Origin of the sequence: Streptomyces sp. NPDC047917 (assembly GCF_043204345.1) — a bacterium.
Taxonomy (GTDB): domain Bacteria; phylum Actinomycetota; class Actinomycetes; order Streptomycetales; family Streptomycetaceae; genus Streptomyces; species Streptomyces sanglieri.
In genome coordinates this window covers 414,857-439,026 of the sequence record NZ_JBIDCA010000005.1, presented here as the reverse complement: position 1 = coordinate 439,026, position 24,170 = coordinate 414,857, and the positions used below count along the sequence as shown (strand labels likewise).

General features: G+C 70.2%; 18 protein-coding genes and 1 riboswitch. Of the genes, 11 read left to right on the top strand and 7 right to left on the bottom strand.

What is annotated here, in order from left to right; genetic code table 11:
- Positions 1-13: 13 nt before the first annotated feature.
- The 3 genes from ACGF8B_RS14770 to nadA all read right to left on the bottom strand — a co-directional run bounded on the left by ACGF8B_RS14770 (position 14) and on the right by nadA (position 7,993).
- Positions 14-5,161, bottom strand: a complete 5,148-nt coding sequence (locus ACGF8B_RS14770) for a tetratricopeptide repeat protein (RefSeq protein ID WP_392738060.1) — start codon at positions 5,159-5,161, stop codon at positions 14-16.
- The gene (locus ACGF8B_RS14765) at positions 5,151-6,560 is read right to left on the bottom strand and encodes a hypothetical protein (protein ID WP_392738058.1); all 1,410 of its coding nucleotides are present in this window, start codon (positions 6,558-6,560) and stop codon (positions 5,151-5,153) included. The genes ACGF8B_RS14770 and ACGF8B_RS14765 overlap by 11 nt, the downstream gene beginning before the upstream one ends.
- A 236-nt stretch (positions 6,561-6,796) precedes the next feature.
- Positions 6,797-7,993, bottom strand: coding sequence for a quinolinate synthase NadA (gene nadA, locus ACGF8B_RS14760; RefSeq protein WP_392738055.1), 1,197 nt, complete (start codon positions 7,991-7,993; stop codon positions 6,797-6,799).
- Positions 7,994-8,239: 246 nt separating this feature from the next.
- Between nadA and ACGF8B_RS14755 the strand changes: the two genes are divergently transcribed.
- Positions 8,240-8,596 (top strand): iron-sulfur cluster assembly accessory protein, encoded by a 357-nt coding sequence (locus ACGF8B_RS14755; protein WP_030933606.1) that lies wholly within the window; start codon positions 8,240-8,242, stop codon positions 8,594-8,596.
- A gap of 113 nt (positions 8,597-8,709) precedes the next feature.
- On the opposite strand, the gene ACGF8B_RS14750 is transcribed toward ACGF8B_RS14755, so the two are convergent.
- Both ACGF8B_RS14750 and ACGF8B_RS14745 read right to left on the bottom strand, forming a co-directional pair.
- Positions 8,710-10,200 (bottom strand): hypothetical protein, encoded by a 1,491-nt coding sequence (locus tag ACGF8B_RS14750; protein ID WP_392738052.1) that lies wholly within the window; start codon positions 10,198-10,200, stop codon positions 8,710-8,712.
- A 215-nt stretch (positions 10,201-10,415) separates the two neighbouring features.
- Entirely contained in the window at positions 10,416-10,613 is a 198-nt protein-coding gene (locus tag ACGF8B_RS14745) for a hypothetical protein (protein WP_342283405.1), read from the bottom strand.
- Positions 10,614-10,773: 160 nt separating this feature from the next.
- Here ACGF8B_RS14745 and ACGF8B_RS14740 point away from each other — a divergent pair, with 160 nt between their 5' ends.
- Positions 10,774-11,748, top strand: a complete 975-nt coding sequence (locus tag ACGF8B_RS14740) for a carbohydrate kinase family protein (protein ID WP_392738050.1) — start codon at positions 10,774-10,776, stop codon at positions 11,746-11,748.
- Here ACGF8B_RS14740 and ACGF8B_RS14735 read toward each other — a convergent pair whose 3' ends face one another.
- A complete protein-coding gene (locus ACGF8B_RS14735; protein ID WP_392738047.1) occupies positions 11,749-13,131 on the bottom strand; it encodes a cysteine desulfurase/sulfurtransferase TusA family protein in 1,383 nt (460 codons plus the stop codon).
- A 270-nt stretch (positions 13,132-13,401) separates the two neighbouring features.
- On the opposite strand from ACGF8B_RS14735, the gene coxB reads away from it, so the two are divergent.
- The 4 genes from coxB (at position 13,402) to ACGF8B_RS14715 (ending at position 17,867) form a co-directional block, all read left to right on the top strand.
- Positions 13,402-14,364: a cytochrome c oxidase subunit II gene (gene coxB / locus ACGF8B_RS14730; RefSeq protein ID WP_392738044.1), complete on the top strand. Its 963-nt coding sequence runs from the start codon at positions 13,402-13,404 to the stop codon at positions 14,362-14,364.
- Positions 14,361-16,097, top strand: coding sequence for a cytochrome c oxidase subunit I (gene ctaD / locus ACGF8B_RS14725; RefSeq protein WP_392738041.1), 1,737 nt, complete (start codon positions 14,361-14,363; stop codon positions 16,095-16,097). The genes coxB and ctaD overlap by 4 nt, the downstream gene beginning before the upstream one ends.
- Positions 16,094-16,492, top strand: coding sequence for a cytochrome c oxidase subunit 4 (locus ACGF8B_RS14720; RefSeq protein WP_392738038.1), 399 nt, complete (start codon positions 16,094-16,096; stop codon positions 16,490-16,492). Before ctaD ends, ACGF8B_RS14720 begins: the two co-directional genes overlap by 4 nt.
- A gap of 118 nt (positions 16,493-16,610) precedes the next feature.
- On the top strand, positions 16,611-17,867 hold the full coding sequence (locus tag ACGF8B_RS14715) for an Ig-like domain-containing protein (RefSeq protein ID WP_392738035.1): 1,257 nt from the start codon (positions 16,611-16,613) through the stop codon (positions 17,865-17,867).
- Positions 17,868-17,925: 58 nt separating this feature from the next.
- On the opposite strand, the gene ACGF8B_RS14710 is transcribed toward ACGF8B_RS14715, so the two are convergent.
- The gene (locus tag ACGF8B_RS14710) at positions 17,926-18,327 is read right to left on the bottom strand and encodes a hypothetical protein (protein WP_392738033.1); all 402 of its coding nucleotides are present in this window, start codon (positions 18,325-18,327) and stop codon (positions 17,926-17,928) included.
- A gap of 187 nt (positions 18,328-18,514) precedes the next feature.
- On the opposite strand from ACGF8B_RS14710, the gene ACGF8B_RS14705 reads away from it, so the two are divergent.
- The 5 genes from ACGF8B_RS14705 to trpD all read left to right on the top strand — a co-directional run bounded on the left by ACGF8B_RS14705 (position 18,515) and on the right by trpD (position 23,891).
- On the top strand, positions 18,515-19,135 hold the full coding sequence (locus tag ACGF8B_RS14705; protein WP_124718117.1) for a heme-copper oxidase subunit III: 621 nt from the start codon (positions 18,515-18,517) through the stop codon (positions 19,133-19,135).
- Positions 19,136-19,197: 62 nt separating this feature from the next.
- On the top strand, positions 19,198-20,007 hold the full coding sequence (locus ACGF8B_RS14700; protein WP_392738031.1) for a c-type cytochrome: 810 nt from the start codon (positions 19,198-19,200) through the stop codon (positions 20,005-20,007).
- Positions 20,004-21,056 (top strand): Rieske 2Fe-2S domain-containing protein, encoded by a 1,053-nt coding sequence (locus ACGF8B_RS14695; RefSeq protein WP_392738028.1) that lies wholly within the window; start codon positions 20,004-20,006, stop codon positions 21,054-21,056. Before ACGF8B_RS14700 ends, ACGF8B_RS14695 begins: the two co-directional genes overlap by 4 nt.
- Positions 21,053-22,702 carry a cytochrome bc complex cytochrome b subunit gene (locus ACGF8B_RS14690; RefSeq protein WP_392738026.1) on the top strand — a complete coding sequence of 550 codons (1,650 nt, stop codon included), beginning with the start codon at positions 21,053-21,055 and terminating at the stop codon, positions 22,700-22,702. The genes ACGF8B_RS14695 and ACGF8B_RS14690 overlap by 4 nt, the downstream gene beginning before the upstream one ends.
- 124 nt (positions 22,703-22,826) lie before the next feature.
- On the top strand, positions 22,827-23,891 hold the full coding sequence (gene trpD, locus ACGF8B_RS14685) for an anthranilate phosphoribosyltransferase (protein WP_342283415.1): 1,065 nt from the start codon (positions 22,827-22,829) through the stop codon (positions 23,889-23,891).
- Positions 23,892-23,987: 96 nt separating this feature from the next.
- Positions 23,988-24,105: riboswitch (SAM riboswitch) on the top strand.
- Positions 24,106-24,170: the final 65 nt, after the last annotated feature.

The window sequence follows — 24,170 nt, the reverse complement described above, 5'->3', positions numbered from 1 at the left end:
CTTTCCGGGGTCGTCAGGCGGCCCCGTTGAGGGCCTGGACCATCCGGAGCCACGTCTCGCCGTGCGGGTGGGCGTGCCGGACGCTCAGCGCGACGATCTCCCGCAGCAGCCTGGCCCGGGTCGCCTCGGGCGCGCGGGGCAGGAGCGTGGCCAGCTCCTCCGGTTCGACGCCCTCGACGGATCCGGCGAGCACCAGGCCCGCCTGGGCGTGGGTGAGGGAGGACAGGCCGTCGTCGAAGACCTGCCCCTCGACGGCCGCGGCGTGCAGCAGCGCGTTGCCGTCCCCCGCCGCCAACGCCCTTTCCACGTACGCCTGGAGCGCGTCGCGGTCCTCGACGAGGCGGTACGCGGCGTCCAGCCCTTCGGTACGGGCGACATCGAGGACGGCGACGTGCGCGAGCGGGGTGTCCTCCGGCGGCCGGGCCCGGAGGATCCCGGGATGGTCCCGGAGGAAGGCCCGTGACTCCGCCCAGTCGGCGCAGTCCACCCACTCCGCCACCTGTTCCGCGAGGATCAGCGGATCGTACGCGGCGGTCACGCCGTGGGCGAGGACGGCCTCGCGGAGCGCGGCGTGCTGCTGTGCGGTGCGGGGGTCCAGGAACGCCAGCTCCTCCAGTGCCGTCGCCGCCTCCCCGCTGCCGAGCACTTCGGCGTTCCGGGACCAGACGTCGCGTGACCCGGGCCAGTCGGGCGCGAACATCCAGGAACCGACGAGGTCCAGCGTCCTGGCCGACAGGGCGAGCCAGGCGGGTGCGGGGGCGAGGGTCTCCTCCTCCCACGCGGTGCGGACCGCGTCGGGATCGCCGTACGCGCGCAGCGCCCGCCGGGCCCGTACGGTCACGGGGTCCGCGCCGCCGTCCGGCGTGGCGTCCCGGTGGAGAAAGGACACCAGTTCCCGTACGCCGGCCGAGGCCCGGGCACCGGGACAGCCCAGCAGGAAGATGCTCCGCTCGGCACCGAGGCGCCGGGCGGTTGCGGGGTGGGCGCCGAACTCCGCCACGGCCTCGTCGAATTCCCGGACCGCCGACGCGTGGTCGTCGGTGAGGGCGAGTGCCCCGGCCAGGTTGGCGAGTGCGGAGACCAGGGACTTCTCGAAGGCACCGGGGTTCTCCAGTGCCAGGGTCCGGTAGGCGGCGGCCGCTTCCCGCGCCGCGCCCACCGCCCCTTCGGCGTCCTGGCCGGCCCCCAGGTGCTTGCTGAGGTTCTGCAGGGAGAGAGCCAGATCGGGCAGGTGGGCACCGCTGAGTTCGTCGACGAGCCCACGCAGGATCCGGACCCCCTCGCCGGCCGGCACCAGGGCCTCCTTCCGGCTGCCGGTGTCGGCGAGGTTCTGGGCCAGAGTGCCGAGTGAGCCCGCGAGAGGGGAGCGGAGGGCAGGCTCGCGTGCGGCGAGTTCACGGAAGAGGGCGACAGCTTCCTCCGAGGCCCGCAGCCCCGCCGTCGGGTCCTTGGCCCTGTTCAGGTGGGCGGCGAGATTGGTGAGTGACGTGGCCAGCTCCGGCCGGAAGACGGCGGGGTGCTGGGCGGCGAGTGCGCGGCGGATGGCGACCGACTCCCGGCCCGCCGTGAGCGCCCCCGAAACGTCGCCCAGGGTTGCCCGGTGGTTGCCGAGGTTGGTGAGGGCCGTCGCGAACTCTGCGAGGAAGGCGTCCGGGTCCTCGGCGGCCAGACGCCCGTAGAGTGCGGTCGCTTCCTCGGCGTTGGGCAGAGCCGTCGCGGGCTCACCCGCGGCGACGAGGTGCATGGCGAGGTTGTTGAGCATCGCGGCCAGGCCCGGGAGGGACGCTGTCGGCCGTTCCGCGGCCAGCTCGCGCTGGATGCGTACGGCCTCCCGCGCGAGCAGCACCGCCGAAGCGCGGTCTCCCGCGGCGGCCGTCTTGTTGGCCAGTGAGGTCAGGGACCGGGCGAGATCCGGCTGGAAGACGTCGGGGTGCTGCAAAGCGAGCCCGGCGTACATGCGCGCGGCATCCCGCGCCGGAGCGAGCGCGCCCTCGTGGTCCCCGGTGGCGGAGATCCGGTCCGCCAGGTTGTGCAGAGCGCCCGCCAACTGCGGCTGGAAGGCGACCGGATGACGCGCGACGAGTTCCCGGCAGATCTCCACGGCCTCCCGCGCGGGCGCGAGGCACCCCGCGAGATCACCGACGTCCTCCCGGTGCACGGACAGATTGGTCAGGGAGCCGGCCAGGGCGGACCGGAGACCGGTGGGGTGGCGCGCGGCCACCTTCCGGTCGACCCGGACCGCTGCCACCGCGTGAGGAAGCGCGCCCACGTGGTTCCCGACGGACTTGAGACTGCTGGCCAGGTTGGTCAGCGCGGAGGCGAGAGGGGCCAGGAACTCGTCGGGGTGCGCCGCGGCGAGCTCGGTGTAGATCTCCACGGCCTCCTGCGCGAGAGGTACGGCGGCCCGGCGCTCCCCGACGGTCGAGAGATTCGCCGCCAGGTTGGTCAGCGTGGCGGCGAGGCCGGGACGGAACGCCGCCGGAGTCCGTTCGACGAGCTGCCGGTAGATGCCGACTGAGTCCAGGGTGAGCGCGAGCGCCCCCTCGCGGTCGCCGATGTCGTGGACACGCCGGCCGAGAGTGCCGAGGGCGAGAGCCAGATCGGGGAGGCACGCGCTTCCGCCCGCGTCGGCGAGGCTCCGCTGGAGCTCGACCGCTTCGCGCGCCGGTGGCAGCGCCCCCTCGCGGTCGCCGATGTCGGCGTACCGGTTGGCAACGTTGATGAGGGTGCGTACCAGCGCCGTGCTGAAGACCCCGGGAAAGGTGCGCTCCAGCTCCTTGTACAGGGTGAGCGCCTCCCGCGCCGCACTCAGTGCTTCGTCGGGACGCCCTTCCGTCCTGAGCCGCTGGGAGAAGAGGATCAACGCCTGGGCCAGAACGGGGACCGCGCCCTCCCCGCCCCGCTCCGCCGGTCCCCTCAGCATCGCGATCCCCGCCGCACCCGCCCGCGCCGCGTGCAGCGCCAGCCCCCGCCGCACGTACGGATCGACCGAGTCCCAGCCGCCGTCCGCCGTCCGCCGCTCGGCGTACGCGACGAGTGCGGCCGGCACCACCTCTCCGGCCTCGGCACCACCCGGCCCCGGCCGGTCCGCGAGATGCGACACGAACTCGCGGTGGTACAGCCGGAACACCGCCTGTCCGCCTTCCGCGTCCTCGACGACATAGCGGCCGTAGACGGACAGCAGCCAGTCCACATCGCTCTCGTCGTACGACACGTCACCGCCGCCCAGCGCCCCGGCGACCTCCTCCCACACGCCCCCGGCGGGCATGCCGCGCCCGACCGTCCACGCGAGGGCCGTCAGCAAGTCGCGTGCGGCGCCGGGAAGTTCGGTGCCGTCCTCCCGGACCCGCACCGGCCCGGCCCGCAGATCCTCCTCGAACGCGGCCTCGATGGAGTCCGGCAGGCCGGCCGGCCACCGGTCGCCACGGGCGGCGCCCGCCCCCGCCAGCAGCGACCCCACCACCAGCCGGGCGAACAGGAACCCGCCGCCCACGGCCGTGGCCCGCGAGGCGACCGCGTCGCCCGTCTCCCGCGCCCGGTCCTGCGGGACACCGGCCTCCGCGCACCGGCGGAACACGTACTCACCGATGTCCTTCTCGGTGTGCGGTTCCCGCTCCAGGTCCGCGGTGGTGACACCCGCGCCGATCAGCCGCGTCAGGGCGTCCGGCAGCGTCTCGTCCCCGCGCCCGTCCTCCGCCAGGCGGCTGCGGAACGCGCGGTCGCGGGAGCCGAGCAGGACCGGGCCCGTCCGGCTGAGCGGGAAGACCAGCTCCTCGATCATGGCGCGCAGGTGCTCGGCGGGTACTTCGTCCAGGCCGTCGAGCACCAGCACCGGCTGCGGGGACAGCTCACGGAGCTCGCCGCGGAAGTCGTCCGTGTTGCGGGGCTCGGGCAGCCCGAGCTGCCGGGCCAGTTCCGAGACCGCCTGGAGGGGGCTCAGGCCCCGCAGGTGTACGGAGGCGAGGGAGCGGCCGGGGTTCAGGCCCGGGTCCGGGTCGTCCTCGCGCAGGCCCCCGTACTTCTCGGTCTCCCTCCGCTGCACGGGGTCCGTGAGGGTCGCGATCCGGCCCAGTACGGCCGACTTGCCGCAGCCCGCCGGGCCGGTCACCAGGAAGAGCCCGGCCTCGTCCGCCGCCAGCCACGCGACGATCCGGCCCAGCACCTCCTTCCGTCCCGTGAAGAACCAGCCCTCCTCGCGGTACCCGACCCCGCGCGCCGCGAGCACCAGGTGCTCCACCAGCCGGGCGGGGGACCCGGGCACATGGCGCGGGTTGGGAAAGACCGGGAGTCCGGTGCCGAGGGTCGCGGGTACCGGCGTCTGGCCCTCGCCGCGCCAGCGCTCGGTCAGCGCGGCCAGCAGGTCCGGGCCGCCGACCAGCTCGTTGCGGGCGCTCCACGCCGAGCGGTACTCGGTGGTGGCGGGACCGTCCCTCAGTACCTCCGCCAACGCGGTGAGCAGGGGGCCGCCGCCGTCCGACGTCTCGTTGCGCCGGCAACTCGCCACGATTCCCAGCCACTTCACCTGCCCGGGCGGCGTGGACATGCCCTCCCAGCGGCGCAGGGCCTTCTCCATGCCCCGGCCCACCGCGTCCCCCGCGTGACAGGTGTCGATGATCACCAGGATCTGGTCCGCGCCCGACGCCACCGCCTCATTGACCAGCGTCTCGGCCGAAATGCCCCGCCTCAGGGCGCGTGCGTCACGCGTCGCCTGTTCGACGTCGAGATCCAGGTCGCAGAGAGCGAGGCGCAGTTCGTCGTCGATCAGCACGCCGTGCCCCGACCAGACGATGATCGCGGGCTTCGCCGCCCCCGTCTCCCGCCAGCCCTCGCTCCAGGTGGTGAGGGCCTCGTCGAAAGCCGTCCAGGACGGGTTCCCACCGCCCGCCACATGCGTCGCGACCCCCAGGCCGTCCAGCAGCCCGGCGATCTCCGCCATCTGGACCGTCGCACCGGCCAGCCGGGGAAAGCTCCGCCGGTCGGCGTACTCCTCACACACCACACACAGCGCCGTTCCCACCGGCTCGCGTCCGTCGACGCCCGCCGGCTCACGTGCTTCGCCGTCCGCCGTTCCCACCGGCTCGCGTCCGTCGACGCCCGCCGGCTCACGTGCTTCGACGCCCGCCCCGCCCGTCACGCCCGCCCCGCCCGTCTCACACACCATCGCCCGCCCCGCCCTCCAGTACCAGCACCAGCGCGGTCATCACGACATGGCCCGTGCTCCCCGTACTCACCCGCACCCGGTGCGGCCCGGCCGGCAGCCCGGCGAGCCGGGCCACGTAACGGCCGCCGCCCAGGTTGCTCAGCGTCCGCGCCCGACCGCCCTCGGCCGCCGCGAAGACGGCCACCCGGTCGTGACCCCGTACGTCCTGGGGGACCGTGGCCCGCAGCTCGTACACCTCGCCCTCGGCGATCACGTCCGGGGCGTCCACCACCAGCGGGACGCCCGCGGTCTCCGTGCCCCGGTGGACCGGCAGGTCCGGGGTGAGCCAGTTGTAGAGGTTCTGGCGCAGTGCCGTGTTGTTCTGGAGCGAGCCGTGCTTCTCCCAGGGCGTGAGCGCGGGCCGTCCCGCCGCCCCCACGTGGGCGCTGGAGAGCCTGGGCACGCGGCCGTCGCCGCCCTCGTCGGCCCCGTCGATCGTGAGCAGACCGGTCAGCCTCTCGCCCCGGACCTCGGCGGTGGTCGGGGTCGGCTGGAGCACCCCGCTGATCGGTACGTACTCCACTCCGTACGCCGTTCCCGCCCCGGATTCCCGCAGCGCCTCGTGGAAACGCGCGGCGTCCTCGATCAGGGCCGCGTCGGTCCCGGGCAGGCCGGTCACCTCACGGGCGTGGCGCAGCGGCCCGCCCGGCTCGGTGATCAGCGCGGCGTAGTCGGGGACGAGCTGGTGGAGGGAGGGAAGGCCGCGGGCGAACGAGGTGAGCCCGATACCGGCCGGGCCCACCCCGTTGACCAGAGAGAGCAGGGCGTCCAGAGAGCCCCGGTACGGCGTTCCGAGCGTGATCACGCGGCGTGTCACCTCCGCGCCGCCGCACCGCTCCACGTAGTGGCGGGCGACCAGGCCGCCCATCGAGTGGCAGATGAAGACGACTCGGGCCTCGGCCCGCTCCGGCGCCGAGGCCCGCCAGCGGCCGAGCTCCTCGTCGACCCGCTCGGCCAGCCGGTCCGCGTTGTAGCGGCAGGACAGCCGCCAGTCGTAGGCGAAGCCGGTCAGATTGGCGGGGGAGTCCGCCTCGTCCTTCTCGCCCCGCCGCCGGAGCGTGAAGTTGTCCTCCAGCCACTCCAGGAAGCCGTCGTAGCCGTCCACGAGCGTCCCGATGCCCAGGAGCCCGTGCAGGTCGCGCATCGGACCGAGCGGGCGCACACCGTCGCCCGGGTGCTCGTCGCCCAGGTCCGGGGGGAGCGCGAGGCCCTTGACGGACCGGCCGAACGTACGGATCCCGTGCAGGAGGGCCCGGCCCGACAGGCCCCAGACCTCGTGCCCGTCCGCGTCCGCCAGCCGACTGCCGAGAATTCCCGGGACGACGACCACCAGGTCGTCCACCGAGCTGCGAGAAGCCATGTGGTGCCGTACCCCCATGAAATGTGCGCTGCGTTGAGTAGCAGCGTAATTACGCTACGGCCACCGTGAGGGCCGTACGGGGGAAATCGGCCCGCTGCCGCCACCTGTGCGAAAGGCCCCGGAGAAGCGCCCGAAGCGCCCCGGGGCCTTTCGCGGCCAGGGTCTTGCGTTTGAGTCGGGCCGGATCAGGCACCGGGGCACGCGAGCCCGGCGTGATCCGAACGAAAGACCTGGGGCTACGGCAGCGCCAGCATCCGCTCCAGCGCGAGCTTGGCGTACTTCTCCGTCTCCGGGTCGACCTCGATCCGGTTGATCAGCTTGCCCTCGGCCAGCGACTCCAGCGCCCAGACCAGGTGCGGCAGGTCGATCCGGTTCATCGTCGAGCAGAAGCAGACCGTCTTGTCGAGGAAGACGATCTCCTTGTCCTCGGCCGCGAACCGGTTCGCCAGCCGGCGCACCAGGTTCAGCTCAGTGCCGATCGCCCACTTCGAGCCGGCCGGGGCCGCCTCCAGGGCCTTGATGATGTACTCCGTCGAGCCGACCTGGTCCGCCGCCGCCACGACCTCGTGCTTACACTCCGGGTGCACCAGCACATTGACGCCCGGTATCCGCGCGCGGACGTCGTCGACGGACTCCACCGAGAAGCGGCCGTGCACCGAGCAGTGCCCGCGCCACAGGATCATCTTCGCGTTCCGCAGCTCCTCGGCGGTCAGGCCGCCGTTCGGCTTGTGCGGGTTGTAGAGGACGCAGTCCTCCAGTGACATCCCCAGGTCCCGGACCGCGGTGTTCCGGCCCAGGTGCTGGTCGGGCAGGAAGAGGATCTTCTCGCCCTGCTCGAAGGCCCACTCCAGCGCCCGCTTCGCGTTGGACGAGGTACAGATCGTGCCGCCGTGCCGGCCGGTGAACGCCTTGATGTCGGCGGAGGAGTTCATGTACGAGACCGGCACGACCTGATCGGCTACCCCGGCCTCGGTCAGCACGTCCCAGCACTCGGCGACCTGCTCGGCGGTGGCCATGTCGGCCATGGAACAGCCCGCGGCCAGGTCCGGCAGTACGACCTTCTGGTCGTCGGTGGTCAGGATGTCCGCCGACTCGGCCATGAAGTGCACGCCGCAGAAGACGATGTACTCGGCCTCCGGGCGGGCGGCCGCGTCACGGGCGAGCTTGAACGAGTCGCCGGTGACGTCCGCGAACTGGATGACCTCGTCGCGCTGGTAGTGGTGGCCGAGGACGAACACCTTGTCCCCGAGCTTCTCCTTGGCCGCGCGGGCGCGCTCCACCAGGTCCGGGTCGGACGGGGAGGGCAGGTCGCCGGGGCACTCGACGCCACGCTCGCTCCTCGGGTCGGCCTCACGGCCGAGCAGGAGCAGGGCGAGGGGCGTCGGCTGGACGTCGAGATCCTGGACGGGGTGGGCCGTGGTCACGTCACGCACCCTTTCTTCTCTGCTGAAAGCCTCTGCGAAGAGCTTCCGCGAAGCCTTTTCGTCTAATTGACGCTATCTATCATATCCGGTTCACGTCACTTTGACGACGGCCATAGTGTCGATGTGACGCATCCCCCCGGCCGACCGGTGTGCGAGCATGAATGGAACAGGCAAGCGCTCGGCCCGGAATGAATCCGCGGTCCCGACGGTTGCAACGTCGGCAAGCAGTCTCCGTACAACCCGGGAGAGAAGCAGATGTCCGTATCGGACGAGACCACCACCGTGAGCGACGGCATCCTCCTGTCCGACGCCGCCGCAGCCAAGGTCAAGGGCCTGCTGGAGCAGGAAGGCCGTGACGACCTGGCGCTGCGCGTCGCCGTCCAGCCCGGCGGCTGCTCGGGCCTGCGCTACCAGCTCTTCTTCGACGAGCGTTCGCTCGACGGCGACGTCGTGAAGGACTTCGACGGCGTCAAGGTCGTCACCGACCGGATGAGTGCTCCGTACCTGGGTGGCGCCTCCATCGACTTCGTCGACACCATCGAGAAGCAGGGCTTCACGATCGACAACCCCAACGCCACCGGCTCCTGCGCCTGCGGCGACTCCTTCAGCTGAGTCCTGAAGGCGGCGCGCACGCCTGAGCGCGACGCGGAACGGCACGACGGCGGCGGCCCCGGATTCCGGGGCCGCCGCCGTCGTCGTGTCCGGGCCGTACCCGGGGCCGATGCTCAGTCGCGGGGCACGTCGCCGCCCGACACCGCGTCGACCACGGTCCGGTCGCCGAGCGGCGCGTCGAGCGTCACCGTCCGGGTCAGCTCCTTGGCGATCATGATGCAGACCTTCTTCCCGGGCTGCTTCGCCTCCGTCACCTTCACGGTCACCCGGTCCTGGCTCTCGGCCGCGCTCGCGGTGTACGTGCTGCACACCCCGCCCCAGAACGTCACCGACAGGGTCCGCCCGTCCGCGCTGTACGACAGCAGCTGCCGCTGGGCCTTCTCCGCGTTGCCCGGGGGCGTCGGGGGCGTCGGGGGCGGCGTGGGGGCGGTCGTCGCCGGGGCGCTCCTCGTCAGGTACGAGGGCGCCACGGCGACCTGTGTCACCGTGGTGCCCCGGCCGCCGGCGGCCTGCTGCACCGAGAAGAGCCAGGACGGTACGAGCGTCTGCTTGCCCGCCACGTACTGCACCGCCAGGCCGAACGCCGCCTTGTCGACCGTCACGGTCGTCGTCGGCCGCTCGGCCCCGGTCCGCGCCCCGCAGCGGGCCTTCGGCGACTCCAGGCCCTCGTCCAGCGGTACGGGAGTGGCGCAGCCGCCGATGTCCGCGCGTGCCGCCTTGCGGGTCGCGGGGCCGTTCAGCTGCTTCAGCGCCTCGGCCGCGCCGATCACCGGATAGCTGTCGCCCTTCTCCAGGCCCTTCAACTGTCCGCTGCCGCCGACGACTTCGCCGTCCGGGCCCACCTGGATCCCGGTCGACCAGCCGTACGTGGGCAGGCCGTCCACCTTCGGGTCGGCGTTCACCACCCGCACCGCACCCATGAGCTGGCCGGAATCCAGCGTGGCGTCGGGCTGCCCCGCCGCCTTCAGGACCGGTGCCGCTGCGGCCCTGGCGGCGCTCTCGCCCACCGGGGAGCCGCTGCCGCCCGGCGCCGGGTTCTTGCCCGAACAGACGGCTCCCTTCCGGCAGTCGTCCGTACCGCCGGAGCCGTACCGGGTGAAGCTCCAGGTGCCCGGGGCCTGCTTGTTCACCCGCAGCACCGGGCCCGAGCCGTCCCCGTCGGACCCCACCTTCCAGTATGTGCCCTCGGCCTGCGGCGTGCCCGCCAGCTTCAGCGCCTTCGCCAGCCGGGCCACCTCGGCCGCCGAGACGGTCCCCACCGACTGCCGCACCGCGGCCGTGCGCGGCCCGTCGGGCAGCTTGCCGGACGCACGGTAGACCACCCGGCCGCCGCTCGGATCGGGCTCGCCCGGCGCGATGCCCTGCGGGGGTGCCTCCGGCGCCGTGGGAGCGCCCGAGTGCTGCCCCAGGGCCAGCGGGGGAGGGGTGCGCCGCCCGCCGTCGTCCGCGCCGCTGCCGGACCTGCCGTCGCCGTCGGCCGCGGTCGCGGCCCAGTACGCGCCACCGCCGCCGGCCAGCAGTACGGCTGCCGCCACCGAAGCCACGGCGAGCGGCGAACGCCGCCGGGGGCCGGTCACGTCGTTGTCGGGTCGCTCGGTGCTCACCGGATCGCTCCTTCGCCTGCCTGGCCGTCACGTGCCGTCGCCCGGCCTGTCGTCCGTCCCCGGACGGGGACAACGGTGGGACGGAGCAGCGGCGCGCGCGGTTCCCTCGCGGGGCTCAGGGCGTGTCGGGTGCGATCGGCGCGGACGTCTCGGCGGCCTCCGGGCGCCGTCCGGGCAGGAGGGTGTCCAGGGCAGGAGGGTGTCCCGTCCGCCTCTCAGTCGCCGTAGTCGGACATGGCGTCGACCAGCCGGGCGGAGGCGGCGGGCACGGTGACCCCGTGAATCCGGGACGGCGCCACCGGAGCGGGGGCGGACTTCGGACGGGCCACCCAGTGCGGAGCCATCCGCGCGCAGTCACCGCGCAGCTCGGCCAGGCTGATTTCGGACTCGCGCGTGGCGATGTGGTTCGACATATCCGCACCGTAGGCACCCCGGGCCCCAGGAAGAAAGCCCTACTATCGGGTAGTTTTTCCCCCTTCATGGCGGGTCCGGGGAACCGGTAGCGTGAACTGTCACGCCGCCCCGGGAACACAGTCACCCGTTCCCCCCGATCTCCGCAGGAGCAGTCTCCCCGTGCGAATCGCAGTCACCGGCTCCATCGCCACCGATCACCTCATGACCTTCCCCGGCCGTTTCGCCGACCAGCTGGTCGCGGATCAGCTGCACACGGTCTCGCTCTCCTTCCTGGTCGACAACCTCGACGTGCGCCGGGGCGGTGTCGCCGCCAACATCTGCTTCGGCATGGGCCTGCTGGGCACGGAGCCGATCCTGGTCGGCGCCGCCGGCTCCGACTTCGACGAGTACCGCGCCTGGCTCGACCGCCACGGCGTCGACACCGGATCGGTCCGGATCTCCGAGGTCCTGCACACCGCCCGCTTCGTCTGTACGACGGATGCCGACCACAACCAGATCGGTTCCTTCTACACCGGCGCGATGAGCGAGGCCCGGCTCATCGAGCTGAAGGCCGTCGCCGACCGGGTAGGCGGCCTCGACCTGGTCTCGATCGGCGCCGACGACCCCGAGGGGATGCTCCGCCACACGGAGGAGTGCCGCTCCCGGGGCATCCCGTTCGCCGCCGACTTCTCGCAGCAGATCGCCCGGATGGACGGCGACGAGATCCGGATCCTCCTCGACGGCGCCACGTACCTCTTCTCCAACGAGTACGAGAAGGGGCTCATCGAGTCCAAGACCGGCTGGACCGACGAGGAGATCCTGGCCAAGGTCGGCCACCGGGTCACCACCCTCGGCGCCCGCGGCGTCCGCATCGAGCGGGCCGGCCAGGACCCGATCGAGGTCGGCTGCCCGGAGGAGGAGACCAAGGCCGACCCGACCGGTGTCGGCGACGCCTTCCGGGCCGGTTTCCTCTCCGGCCTCGCCTGGGGCGTCGGCCTGGAGCGCGCCGCCCAGGTCGGCTGCATGCTGGCCACCCTGGTCATCGAGACGGTCGGCACCCAGGAGTACACGCTGCGCCGCACCCACTTCATGGACCGCTTCACCAAGGCCTACGGCCATGACGCCGCCGCCGAGGTGCGCACCCACCTCGCGTAGTCAGGACAGCCGGCGGACCACATAGGCCGAGCCGCGGTCCGCCGGCTCCTCACCCACGTACTCCTGCTCGCGCATCGCGCACCACGCCGGGATGTCCAGCCGCGCCGCCTCGTCGTCGGAGAGCACGGTCACCGTCCCGCCCACCGGCACGTCCCCGATCACCTTCGCGAGCCGGATCACCGGGATCGGGCACCGCTTCCCGAGCGCGTCGACCACCAGCGACCCGGTCGGGGCGGCCCCCCGGGGCGGCCCGACGGGCGCGCCCAGCCGCTCCCGTACCTCCGCCACCACCCGGGGCAGCACCTCCAGGAAGCGGTCGACGTCCTGGCCGGAGGTGCCGTTCGGCAGTGACACCCGTACGTTCCCCTCAGAAAGCACTCCCATGGCCCTGAGCACATGGCTGGGTGTCAGCGTGCTGCTGGTGCAGGACGAACCGGATGAAACAGAGAAACCCTCCCGGTCCAGCTCGTGCAGCAGTGTCTCCCCGTCGACATAGAGACAGGAGAAGGTCACCAGGTGCGGCAGCCGCCGCACCGGATCGCCGACCACCTCCACATCGGGCACCAGCTCCGGCACCGCGGCCCTGATCCGGTCCACCAGGGCCCGCAGCCGCACGGACTCGGCCGCGGCCTCGGCCCGCACCGCCCGCAGCGACGCCGCCGCCGCGACGATCGCCGGAAGGTTCTCGAACCCCGCGGCCCGCCCCGACTCCCGCTCGTCGGCCGGACCTTGGACGGCGAACCGCACCCCCTTGCGCACCACCAGCAGCCCGACGCCGGACGGCCCGCCCCACTTGTGGGCGCTGCCCGTCAGCAGCGACCAGCCCTCCGGCACCGGCTCCCGGCCCAGCGACTGCGCGGCGTCCACCAGCAGCGGCACCCCCGCCGCCCGGCACGCCTCCGCGACCCCGGCCACCGGCTGCTCGGTGCCGACCTCGTGGTTGGCGGACTGCAGACAGGCCAGCGCGGTGTCCTCGCGCAGCACCGCCGCGTACGCCGCCGCGCTCACCGCCCCCGACCGGTCCACCGGGACCTCGGAGACCGCCCCGCCCCGGGCCTCATGGGAGGCGGCCGAATGGAGCACCGACGAGTGTTCGACCGAGGAGACCACCAGATGGCGGCCGACACGCCGACGTCCAGCGAGCGCCCCGGAAATTCCCGAGTGAACCGCCAGGGTCCCCGAAGGAGTGAATGTGAGCTCGTCCGGGCGGCACCCGACGGCCTCGGCGGCGGCCTCCCTGGCGGCGTCCAGGAGCAGCCGGGCCCGCCGTCCCTCCCGGTACAGCCGGGCCGGATCGGCCCAGCCCTCGTCCAGTGCGGCAAGCAGCGCCTGGCGTGCGACGGGGTGCAGGGGGGCGGCGGAAGCGGTGTCGAAGTAGGGCACGCGGCCACGCTAGCCCGAGGTGGTCGCCGGGCCGGGGACGGGCCTCCCGCGGGGCCAGGAGAGGGGGCGTCAGATGGCGGTCGGAGGCCCGTGTTCCACCCCTTCGGGGAGTCGGACGGCGCGTTGGGCACCCTCCCCGCGCGACCCCAAATAGCGTCCAGTAGGGTTTGGTCCGCATAAACATCCAAACCCCTGCCCGCGTCAGGGCGGCGACCGACCAGAAAGACGGCCGCGCCGACCGCGCGGGCGAGACTCTCGGGAAGGCGCTACGTGAGTCCCAACGGCTCCGACCGCTCGTCGCGGCGCCCGATGCGGCGGAAGCTGCCGCAGGTGCTGACTGCGGGCCTGATCCTGGCGACCGCAACCGGTTGCACATACAAGGACTTCCCCCGCCTTGGTATGCCCACGCCGGTAACAGAAGAGGCACCACGGATCCTTTCCCTCTGGCAGGGCTCGTGGGCGGCAGCGCTCGCCACGGGCGTGCTGGTCTGGGGCCTGATCCTGTGGAGCGTCATCTTCCACCGGCGCAGCCGCACCAAGGTCGAGGTTCCTCCGCAGACCAGGTACAACATGCCCATCGAGGCGCTGTACACCGTGGTCCCTCTGATCATCGTCTCGGTGTTGTTCTACTTCACCGCGCGCGATGAATCGAAGCTCCTCTCGCTCTCCCCGAAGCCGGCCCACACCATCAACGTGGTCGGCTACCAGTGGAGCTGGGGCTTCAACTACATCGAGAACGTGGACGGCTCCGCCGCCACGGGCAGCGAGATCCCCAAGGAGCTCAACGCCATCCCCAACCGGTTCCAGAAGGACTTCCCCAAGGGCGCGGAAGGGGTCTACGACTTCGGCGTCCCGGGAACACGGAACCCGCAGAACGGCAATCCGGGTCCGACCCTGTGGCTGCCGAAGGGCGAGAAGGTCCGTTTCGTTCTGACTTCGCGTGACGTCATCCACTCCTTCTGGGTGGTGCCGTTCCTCATGAAGCAGGACGTCTTCCCGGGCCACACCAACGCCTTCGAGGTGACTCCCAACCAGGAGGGCACCTTCATGGGCAAGTGCGCCGAGCTCTGCGGCGTCGACCACTCCCGGATGCTCTTCAACGTCAAGGTCGTCTCCCCGGAGCGCTACCAGGCGCACCTGGAGGAGCTGGCGAAGAAGGGCCAGAAGGGCTACGTGCCGGCCGGCATCGAGCAGACTGACCCGGCCAGGAATGCGGAGACGAACAAACTGTGAGCATCCTCAACGAACCTCAGGGTGCCGCGGCAGCAGACGACTCGTACGAGGACGAGCTGCCGGTCCGGCGCAAGCAGCCGGGAAACGTCGTCATCAAGTGGCTGACCACCACTGACCACAAGACGATCGGCACGATGTACCTGGTCACATCGTTCGCGTTCTTCTGCATCGGCGGTCTGATGGCGCTCTTCATGCGCGCCGAGCTGGCCCGTCCCGGCACGCAGATCATGTCGAACGAGCAGTTCAACCAGGCGTTCACGATGCACGGCACGATCATGCTGCTGATGTTCGCGACGCCGCTGTTCGCCGGATTCGCGAACTGGATCATGCCGCTGCAGATCGGCGCGCCCGATGTGGCGTTCCCGCGGCTGAACATGTTCGCGTACTGGCTGTACCTCTTCGGTTCGCTCATCGCGGTGGCCGGCTTCCTCACCCCGCAGGGTGCGGCGGACTTCGGCTGGTTCGCCTACTCCCCGCTCTCGGACGCGGTCCGGTCGCCGGGTGTCGGCGCCGACATGTGGATCATGGGTCTGGCCTTCTCCGGATTCGGCACGATCCTCGGTTCGGTCAACTTCATCACCACGATCATCTGCATGCGCGCGCCCGGCATGACGATGTTCCGCATGCCGATCTTCGTCTGGAACGTCCTGCTGACCGGTGTGCTGGTCCTGCTGGCCTTCCCGGTGCTGGCCGCCGCGCTCTTCGCGCTGGAGGCGGACCGTAAATTCGGTGCGCATGTCTTCGACGCGGCCAATGGCGGCGCATTGCTCTGGCAACACCTCTTCTGGTTCTTCGGCCATCCAGAGGTGTACATCATTGCCCTGCCATTCTTCGGAATTGTCTCCGAAGTGATCCCGGTGTTCAGCCGGAAGCCGATGTTCGGCTACATCGGCCTGATCAGCGCGACGATCGCCATCGCGGGTCTTTCCGTGACGGTGTGGGCGCACCACATGTACGTCACGGGCGGCGTGCTGTTGCCGTTCTTCTCGTTCATGACATTCCTCATCGCGGTACCGACCGGTGTGAAGTTCTTCAACTGGATCGGCACGATGTGGAAGGGATCGTTGTCCTTCGAGACACCGATGCTCTGGGCCGTCGGCTTCCTGATCACCTTCACCTTCGGTGGTCTGACCGGCGTGATCCTGGCCTCGCCCCCGATGGACTTCCACGTCTCGGACTCGTACTTCGTCGTCGCGCACTTCCACTACGTCGTCTTCGGCACCGTGGTCTTCGCGATGTTCTCCGGATTCCACTTCTGGTGGCCGAAGTTCACCGGCAAGATGCTGGACGAGCGGCTCGGCAAGATCACGTTCTGGACGCTGTTCGTGGGCTTCCACGGCACGTTCCTGGTGCAGCACTGGCTGGGCGCCGAGGGCATGCCGCGTCGTTACGCGGACTACCTCGCGGCCGACGGCTTCACCGCGCTGAACACGATCTCGACGATCTCCTCGTTCCTGCTCGGCCTGTCGATGCTGCCGTTCTTCTACAACGTGTGGAAGACCGCCAAGTACGGCAAGAAGGTCGAGGTCGACGACCCGTGGGGCTACGGCCGTTCGCTGGAGTGGGCGACCTCCTGCCCGCCGCCGCGGCACAACTTCCTCACCCTGCCGCGGATCCGTTCCGAATCCCCGGCGTTCGACCTGCATCACCCGGAGATCTCGGCGCTCGAACAGCTGGAGCACCACTCCGAGGATGACAAGGCCCTCGCTGGTGGCAAGGAGGCCGGCAAGTGAAGATCCAGGGCAAGATGTTCATCTGGCTCAGTGTTTTCATCCTCGCCATGGCCGTCACGTACGGCGTGTGGTCGAAGGAGCCGGCCGGTACCACCGCGCTCGTCCTCGGCTTCGGGCTGAGCGTCATGATCGGCTTCTACCTGGCCTTCACGGCCCGGCGGGTCGACGCCATGGCGCAGGACAACAAGGAAGCCGATGTCGCGGACGAGGCCGGCGAGGTGGGGTTCTTCTCCCCGCACAGCTGGCAGCCGCTCTCGCTGGCGGTCGGCGGTGCCCTCGCCTTCATGGGAATCGTTTTCGGCTGGTGGCTGCTCTACTTCTCGGCCCCGATCATCCTGATCGGTCTGTTCGGCTGGGTCTTCGAGTACTACCGCGGTGAGAACCGCACCCAGTGACACCGCGTCACCGCTCCACCTGACGGGGGGCCCGTACTTCTCCACCGAGAGGAGTGCGGGTCCCCCGTTCGCAGTCACACCGCGCGCTGAAACGGATGAATCTTCATAGCGTGGGTCCATGAACCACACGCCGCGCATCCGCCCCGTAGTGAGCTGCACTCTGCTGGTCGTGTCCCTGGTCGCAGGTGTGACCGCCTGTGGTGGGTCCGGTGGCCACCCGCTCGCGGAGAAGCCGTACGACGCGGCGGACGAGGTCTCCGCCAACGCGTCGGACGGCGACGAGAAGGTCGACCCCGGCAAACCGCTGGAGGTCACCGTCAACGGCGACGACGGCCGGATCACGGACGTGTCGGCCGTCGACACGACCGGCCGCCACCTCGCGGGTGAACTCGACGCGGACGGGAAGCGGTGGCACTCCACGCTCCCGCTCGCCGCCGGCACCCGGTACACCGTCAGCGTCGGCGTGGAGGACGACGACGGCGCTCCCGGCAGCCGTACGCTCTCCTTCGGGACCACATCCGCCAAGAAGTTCCTGAAGGTCGCCTTCGGGCCTCAGGCGGGCACCTACGGCGTCGGACAGCCCATCACGGCGGAACTCAGCGCTCCGGTCAAGGACAAGGCCTCCAGGGCCAACGTCGAGCGCGCCCTGCGGGTCCGCTCGACGCCCGCCGTGACCGGCTCCTGGTACTGGGTCGACGACAAGACCCTGCACTACCGCCCCAAGGACTACTGGCCCGCCAGGGCGACCATCGACGTCACCAGCGGCCTGGCCGGCGTCAAGGTCACCGACGCCCTCTACGGAGCCCCCACCAAGCCGCTGCGGCTCACCACGGGCGACCGCATCGAGGCCGTCACGAACGCCGCGGCGCACTCGATGACGGTCAAGCGCGACGGGAAGGTGATCAACACCATTCCGGTCACCACCGGCAAGCCCGGCTTCTCCACCCGAAACGGGGTCAAGGTCGTGCTGGGCAAGGAATACCGCGTACGTATGCGCGGGGAGACGATCGGTATCGCGGAGGGCTCGTCCGACTCGTACGACCTACAGGTCTACTACGCGACGCGGGTCACCTGGAGCGGCGAGTACGTGCACGCGGCTCCCTGGTCCACCGGCTCGCAGGGGTACGCGAACGTCAGCCACGGCTGCACCGGCATGAGCACCAGCCAGGCCGAGTGGTTCTACAACACCGTGCGTCCGGGCGACATCGTCACGGTCGTGGGCAGCCAGGGCGAGACGATGACGCCGTTCGACAACGGCTTCGGGGACTGGAACCTGTCCTGGGCCAAATGGCTGAAGGGCAGCGCCCTGCAGAAGAACACCGCCCCGGACCGTACGGAGACGATCCAGGCGGCGCGACTGCGCCCCGTGGTCTGACCGGGCCGGGGAGGTGCGCTGCCCCTCGGAGGGGCCGCGGACGGGGCCGCGGCGGGCCTCAGGCGTCCACGCAGGCCCTGCTGCGCAGCAGGGCGGCCAGGGCGTCCGCGAACTCGACCGGTTCGACCGGCAGGGTCACCGCGGCGTCCGCACGGCTCCAGGTGGCCAGCCAGGCGTCCTGCGGGCGCCCCATCAGCAGCAGCACCGGCGGGCACCGGAAGACCTCGTCCTTGATCTGCCGGCAGACGCCCATGCCGCCCGCGGGCGCCGTCTCGCCGTCCAGCACACAGACGTCGACGCCGCCGCGGTCCAGCGCCTCCAGGACGGCCGGCAGGGTGGCGCATTCGAGGAATTCCACCGGTGGCACGTCGGCCGCAGGCCTGCGCCCGGCTGCCAGCCTCACCTGCTCACGGGTGTTGGCGTCGTCGCTGTAGACCAGGACCGTGGCGGTCGGCTGCATTGTTCCTCCGTGACATCTGTGTCTTCGGGGCTTTCCGGGCATGAACCGATGCGCGGATCGTACTCCGCCCGACGGCCTGTCAGCACCGCTTCGGACCGCCGATCCATGGGCCGTTCGGGGAGGACACACCCGGCTGACACACCGAACGGCACCCCCCGGGGTGAGGGCGGGATAAGCGACCGACATAATGTCGGTCGTGGCGACAGCAACGACAGTAGAAACCGGGCACGCGCACCCGTCGGTCAATCGACCGAACCTCACCAGCGTCGGAACCATCATCTGGTTGAGTTCCGAGCTGATGTTCTTCGCGGCCCTCTTCGCGATGTACTTCACCCTGCGATCGGTGACCGGACCGGAGCACTGGAAGGAAATGGCTTCGGCCCTGAACTTCCCGTTCTCGGCGACGAACACCACGATCCTGGTGCTCTCCTCACTCACCTGCCAGCTCGGCGTCTTCGCCGCGGAGCGGGGCGATGTGAAGAAGCTCCGTGCGTGGTTCGTGATCACTTTCGTGATGGGTGCGATCTTCATCGGAGGCCAGGTCTTCGAGTACACCGAGCTGGTGAAGAAGGACGGCCTCTCGCTGTCCTCCGACCCGTACGGCTCGGTGTTCTACCTGACCACCGGCTTCCACGGGCTGCATGTGACAGGCGGTCTCATCGCCTTCCTGCTCGTTCTGGGCAGGACATACGCAGCCAAGAGGTTCACCCACGAACAGGCGACCGCCGCCATCGTCGTGTCCTATTACTGGCACTTCGTCGATGTCGTGTGGATCGGCCTCTTCGCCACGATCTACATGATCAAGTAACCGGGTTCGAACCCGAACCACATCCAGCATCGACGCAGAAGATCCTGACACCGGGGTAATCCGTGAAAAAGCTCTCCGCACGACGACGCCATCCGTTGGCGGCGGTCGTCGTACTACTCCTCGCGCTGGCGGCCACTGGGGGGCTGTACGCCGCGTTTGCGCCCGCGAGTAAGGCGCAGGCCGACGAAACCGCCCAGTCCCTCGCCATCGATGAGGGCAAGAAGCTGTACTCCGTCGGTTGCGCCAGCTGCCACGGAACCGGCGGTCAGGGCACCACCGACGGGCCGAGCCTGGTCGGCGTGGGCTCCGCCGCCGTTGACTTCCAGGTCGGTACGGGCCGTATGCCGGCGCAGCAGCCCGGCGCCCAGGTACCGAAGAAGAAGGTCATCTACAACCAGGCCCAGATCGACCAGCTCGCGGCGTACGTCGCGTCGCTCGGCGCCGGCCCGGTCGTCCCGACCAAGAACGACGTCAACCCCGAGGGTGCGGACATCGCCAAGGGTGGCGACCTGTTCCGTACCAACTGCGCGCAGTGCCACAACTTCACCGGTGAGGGCGGCGCGCTGACGAACGGCAAGTACGCGCCCAGCCTTGAGGGCGTGGACCCGAAGCACGTCTACGAGGCCATGCAGACCGGCCCGCAGAGCATGCCGTCCTTCCCGGACACGACGATGCCCGCGCAGCAGAAGCGGGACATCATCGCGTACATCCAGACCGTGAACAGCGCCCAGGCGGAGAACCCGGGCGGGCTGAAGCTGGGCGGCCTGGGGCCGGTCAGTGAGGGTCTGTTCGCCTGGATCTTCGGGCTCGGCGCACTGATCGCAGTTGCCATTTGGGTCGCGGCCCACACCGCTAAGGCCAAGAAGTCATGAGTAGCCAAGAGATTCCAGACGAGAACCTGCCCGCTGAGCAGGGCACCGCGCACGGCGCGGTAGAGGTCGCCGACGACCCGTTCGCCGACCCGGGGCTGCCGGCCCACAAGCCGCGCATCCAGGACATCGACGAACGTGCCGCGAAGCGCTCCGAGCGCGCCGTCGCGTTCATGTTCACGCTGTCCATGCTGGCGACGGTCGGCTTCATCGCCTCCTACGTCATCTTCCCGGTCGACAAGATCGTGTACATCTGGCCCTTCGGCCATGTGAGCGCGCTCAACTTCTCCCTGGGTCTGACTCTGGGCGTCGCCCTCTTCGCGATCGGCGCCGGCGCCGTCCACTGGGCGCGCACGCTGATGTCCGACGTGGAGGTCGCCGACGACCGGCACGCCATCGAGGCGACGCCGGAGGTCAAGGCGAAGGTCATGGCGGACTTCGCGGCCGGTGCCGAGGAGTCCGGCTTCGGACGGCGCAAGCTGATCCGCAACACCATGTTCGGCGCGCTGGCCCTGGTGCCGCTCTCCGGTGTCGTGCTGCTGCGCGACCTCGGTCCGCTGCCGGAGAAGAAGCTCCGCAACACCCTGTGGGCCAAGGGCAAGCAGCTCATCAACATGAACACGATGGAGCCGCTGCGTCCCGAGGACGTCGCCGTCGGTTCGCTGACCTTCGCCATGCCCGAAGGGCTGACGGAGGAGGCGGAGGACTTCCAGAACCAGATCGCCAAGGCCGCGCTGATGATCATCCGCATCGAGCCGGACAACATCAAGGACAAGCGCGAGCGCGAGTGGGCCCACGAGGGAATCGTGGCCTTCTCCAAGATCTGCACCCACGTCGGCTGTCCGATCAGCCTGTACGAGCAGCAGACGCACCACGTGCTCTGCCCGTGCCACCAGTCCACCTTCGACCTCTCCGACGGCGCCCGCGTCATCTTCGGTCCGGCCGGTCACGCCCTCCCGCAGCTGCGGATCGGCGTGAACAGCGAGGGCAACCTCGAGGCGCTCGGTGACTTCGAAGAGCCCGTCGGTCCTGCATTCTGGGAGCGCGGATGAGTACTGCGACCACGAACACGCCCGGTGCGGCAGCACCGGGCAATCGCAAGGCGCCCGCCGGTGAGCGGGTGGCCGACTGGGCGGACGGCCGGCTCGGGATCTACTCCCTGGCCAAGTCCAACATGCGCAAGATCTTCCCGGACCACTGGTCCTTCATGCTCGGTGAGATCGCCCTCTACAGCTTCATCATCATCATCCTCACGGGTGTGTATCTGACGCTGTTCTTCCACCCGAGCATGAACGAGGTCGTGTACCACGGCTCGTACGAGCCGATGCAGGGCATCAAGATGTCGCAGGCGTACGCCTCGACACTGGACATCAGCTTCGACGTCCGCGGTGGTCTCCTGGTCCGCCAGATCCACCACTGGGCCGCGCTGATCTTCCTGGCCGGCATGTTCGTGCACATGATGCGCGTCTTCTTCACGGGCGCGTTCCGCAAGCCGCGTGAGATCAACTGGCTGTTCGGCTTCCTGCTGTTCGTGCTGGGCATGTTCACCGGCTTCACCGGCTACTCGCTCCCGGACGACCTGCTGTCCGGTACGGGTGTCCGGTTCACCCAGGGCGCGATCCTGTCGATGCCGATCGTCGGCACGTACATCTCGATGTTCCTGTTCGGCGGAGAGTTCCCCGGTCACGACTTCGTCGCCCGGTTCTACTCGATCCACATCCTGCTGCTGCCGGGCATCATGCTCGGTCTGCTGGTGGCGCACCTGATCCTGGTCTTCTACCACAAGCACACGCAGTTCGCGGGTCCCGGCCGGACGAACAAGAATGTCGTCGGCATGCCGCTGCTGCCGGTGTACATGGCGAAGGCAGGCGGGTTCTTCTTCCTGGTCTTCGGCATCATCGCCATCATCGCGGCCATCGCCACGATCAACCCGATCTGGAACATCGGTCCGTACCGTCCGGACCAGGTGTCCACCGGCGCCCAGCCCGACTGGTACATGGGCTTCGCCGAGGGTCTGATCCGAGTGATGCCCGGCTGGGAGATCAACCTCTGGGGTCACACGCTGGTCCTGGGCGTGTTCATCCCGCTGATGGCCTTCGGACTGGTGCTCGCGATCATCGCGGTCTACCCGTTCATCGAGTCCTGGATCACCGGGGACAAGCGCGAGCACCACATCCTGGACCGCCCGCGCAACGCCCCGACCCGGACGGCCTTCGGCGTCGCCTGGATCACCGAGTACGTCATCGTCTTCATCGGCGGTGGCAACGACCTGTGGGCCACGCACTTCCACCTGTCGCTGAACGCCATCTCCTGGTTCGTACGGATCTTCATCTTCGTCGGCCCGGTCCTCGCGTTCATCGCCACCCGGCGGATCTGCCTCGGCCTCCAGCGCCGCGACAAGGAGAAGGTGCTGCACGGACGCGAGTCCGGCATCATCAAGCGCCTGCCGCACGGTGAGTTCGTCGAGATCCACGAGCCGCTCGGCCCCGAGCAGCTGCACACGCTCACCGCGCACGAGCAGTACGAGCCGGTCGAGCTCGGCCCGACGGTCGACGAGAACGGTGTCGAGCGCAAGGTGTCGCCCCTGAAGAAGCTGCGGGCCCGGCTCAGCAAGGGCTACTACGGCGAGGACAACCAGATCGCCAAGCCCACCGTCGAGGAGTACAAGGAGATCACCAGCGGCCACGGTCACCACTGATCGCCTGAACTGATCGCCACAGCAGGAGCCCCGTCCATTCGATGGACGGGGCTCTTTGCCGTCCCCGGCGCTGGATAGGGTGGGGGTGATCCCTTTTACCGGCTGTGGACCCCAGGAGCGGACCATGAACGTTGTGACCCCGATCGGCGGCGACAGCGTGGCGGACCGTACCTGGCCCGGCGTGCTGAACCCCCTGCTGCGCGGCGAGGACCTCACCGCCGACGACACCGCGTGGGCGATGGACCGCATCATGCGCGGTGAGGCGAGCGATGTGCAGATCGCCGGATTCGCGGTCGCCCTGCGCGCCAAGGGCGAGACGATCGACGAGGTCTCCGGCCTGGTACGGGCGATGTACGAGCACGCCAACACGATCCACGTGCCCGGCCGCACGGTCGACATCGTCGGCACCGGCGGCGACCTCGCCAAGACGGTGAACATCTCCACCATGTCGGCGGTCGTCATCGCCGGTACCGGCGCCAAGGTCGTCAAGCACGGCAACCGCGCCTCCTCGTCCGCGAGCGGTTCCTCCGACGTGCTGGAGAAGCTGGGTGTCAACCTGGACCTCAGCGCGCAGCGGGTCGCCGAGGTCGCCGAGGAGGCGGGCATCACCTTCTGCTTCGCGGTGAAGTTCCACCCCGCCCTGCGGTACGTCGCCAGGGCCCGCAAGGAGCTCGGCACGCCGACCACGTTCAACATCCTCGGACCGCTCACCAACCCGGCCCAGGTGCGCTCCCAGGCCGTCGGTGTCGCCGACCTGAGGATGGCGCCCATCGTCGCCGGTGTCCTTGCCGAGCGCGGCAATTCGGCGCTGGTCTTCCGGGGCGACGACGGCCTGGACGAGCTGACCACGACCGCGACCTCGCGGGTCTGGGTGGTCCGGGACGGAGCGGTGCGCGAGGAGACGTTCGACCCGCGCGACGTCGGCCTGGAGCTGGTGCCCGTCCAGGCCCTGCGCGGCGCGGACGCCTCGTACAACGCAGATGTGGCCCGGCGGGTGCTGGCCGGCGAGCGGGGGCCGGCCCGGGACGCCGTGCTGCTCAACTCGGCAGCGGCGCTGACGGCTCTCGACCCGACGGACGGCACGCTGAACGAGCAGCTCGCGGCCGGGATCGCGAAGGCCGCCGAGTCCATCGACTCCGGTGCGGCGGCGCGGGCGCTGGAGCGCTGGGTGGCGGCCAGCAACGCCTGAGCCTGCTCTGAAACGGGCGCAGATGTGGCGCAGGGCGCAGTCCGGATCCTGGACTGCGCCTTGCGCGTCTTCGTACATATGGCAGGATGCTGGGCAGGTCATGAGTGACAGCGACTACGGCCCCGGCCCGCTGTCCGGCAACCCTCCGTCCGTGGCGGGGTGCCCCGGGTGAAGACCAGGCCGTAGGCAGCGAGGTCTGCGGCAAGCGCGGGCCCCTCGGCATCTGTGAATGCCAACCCCCGGGGTCCTGGTCCCCAGGGAGCCTCTTGTGAGCATGCG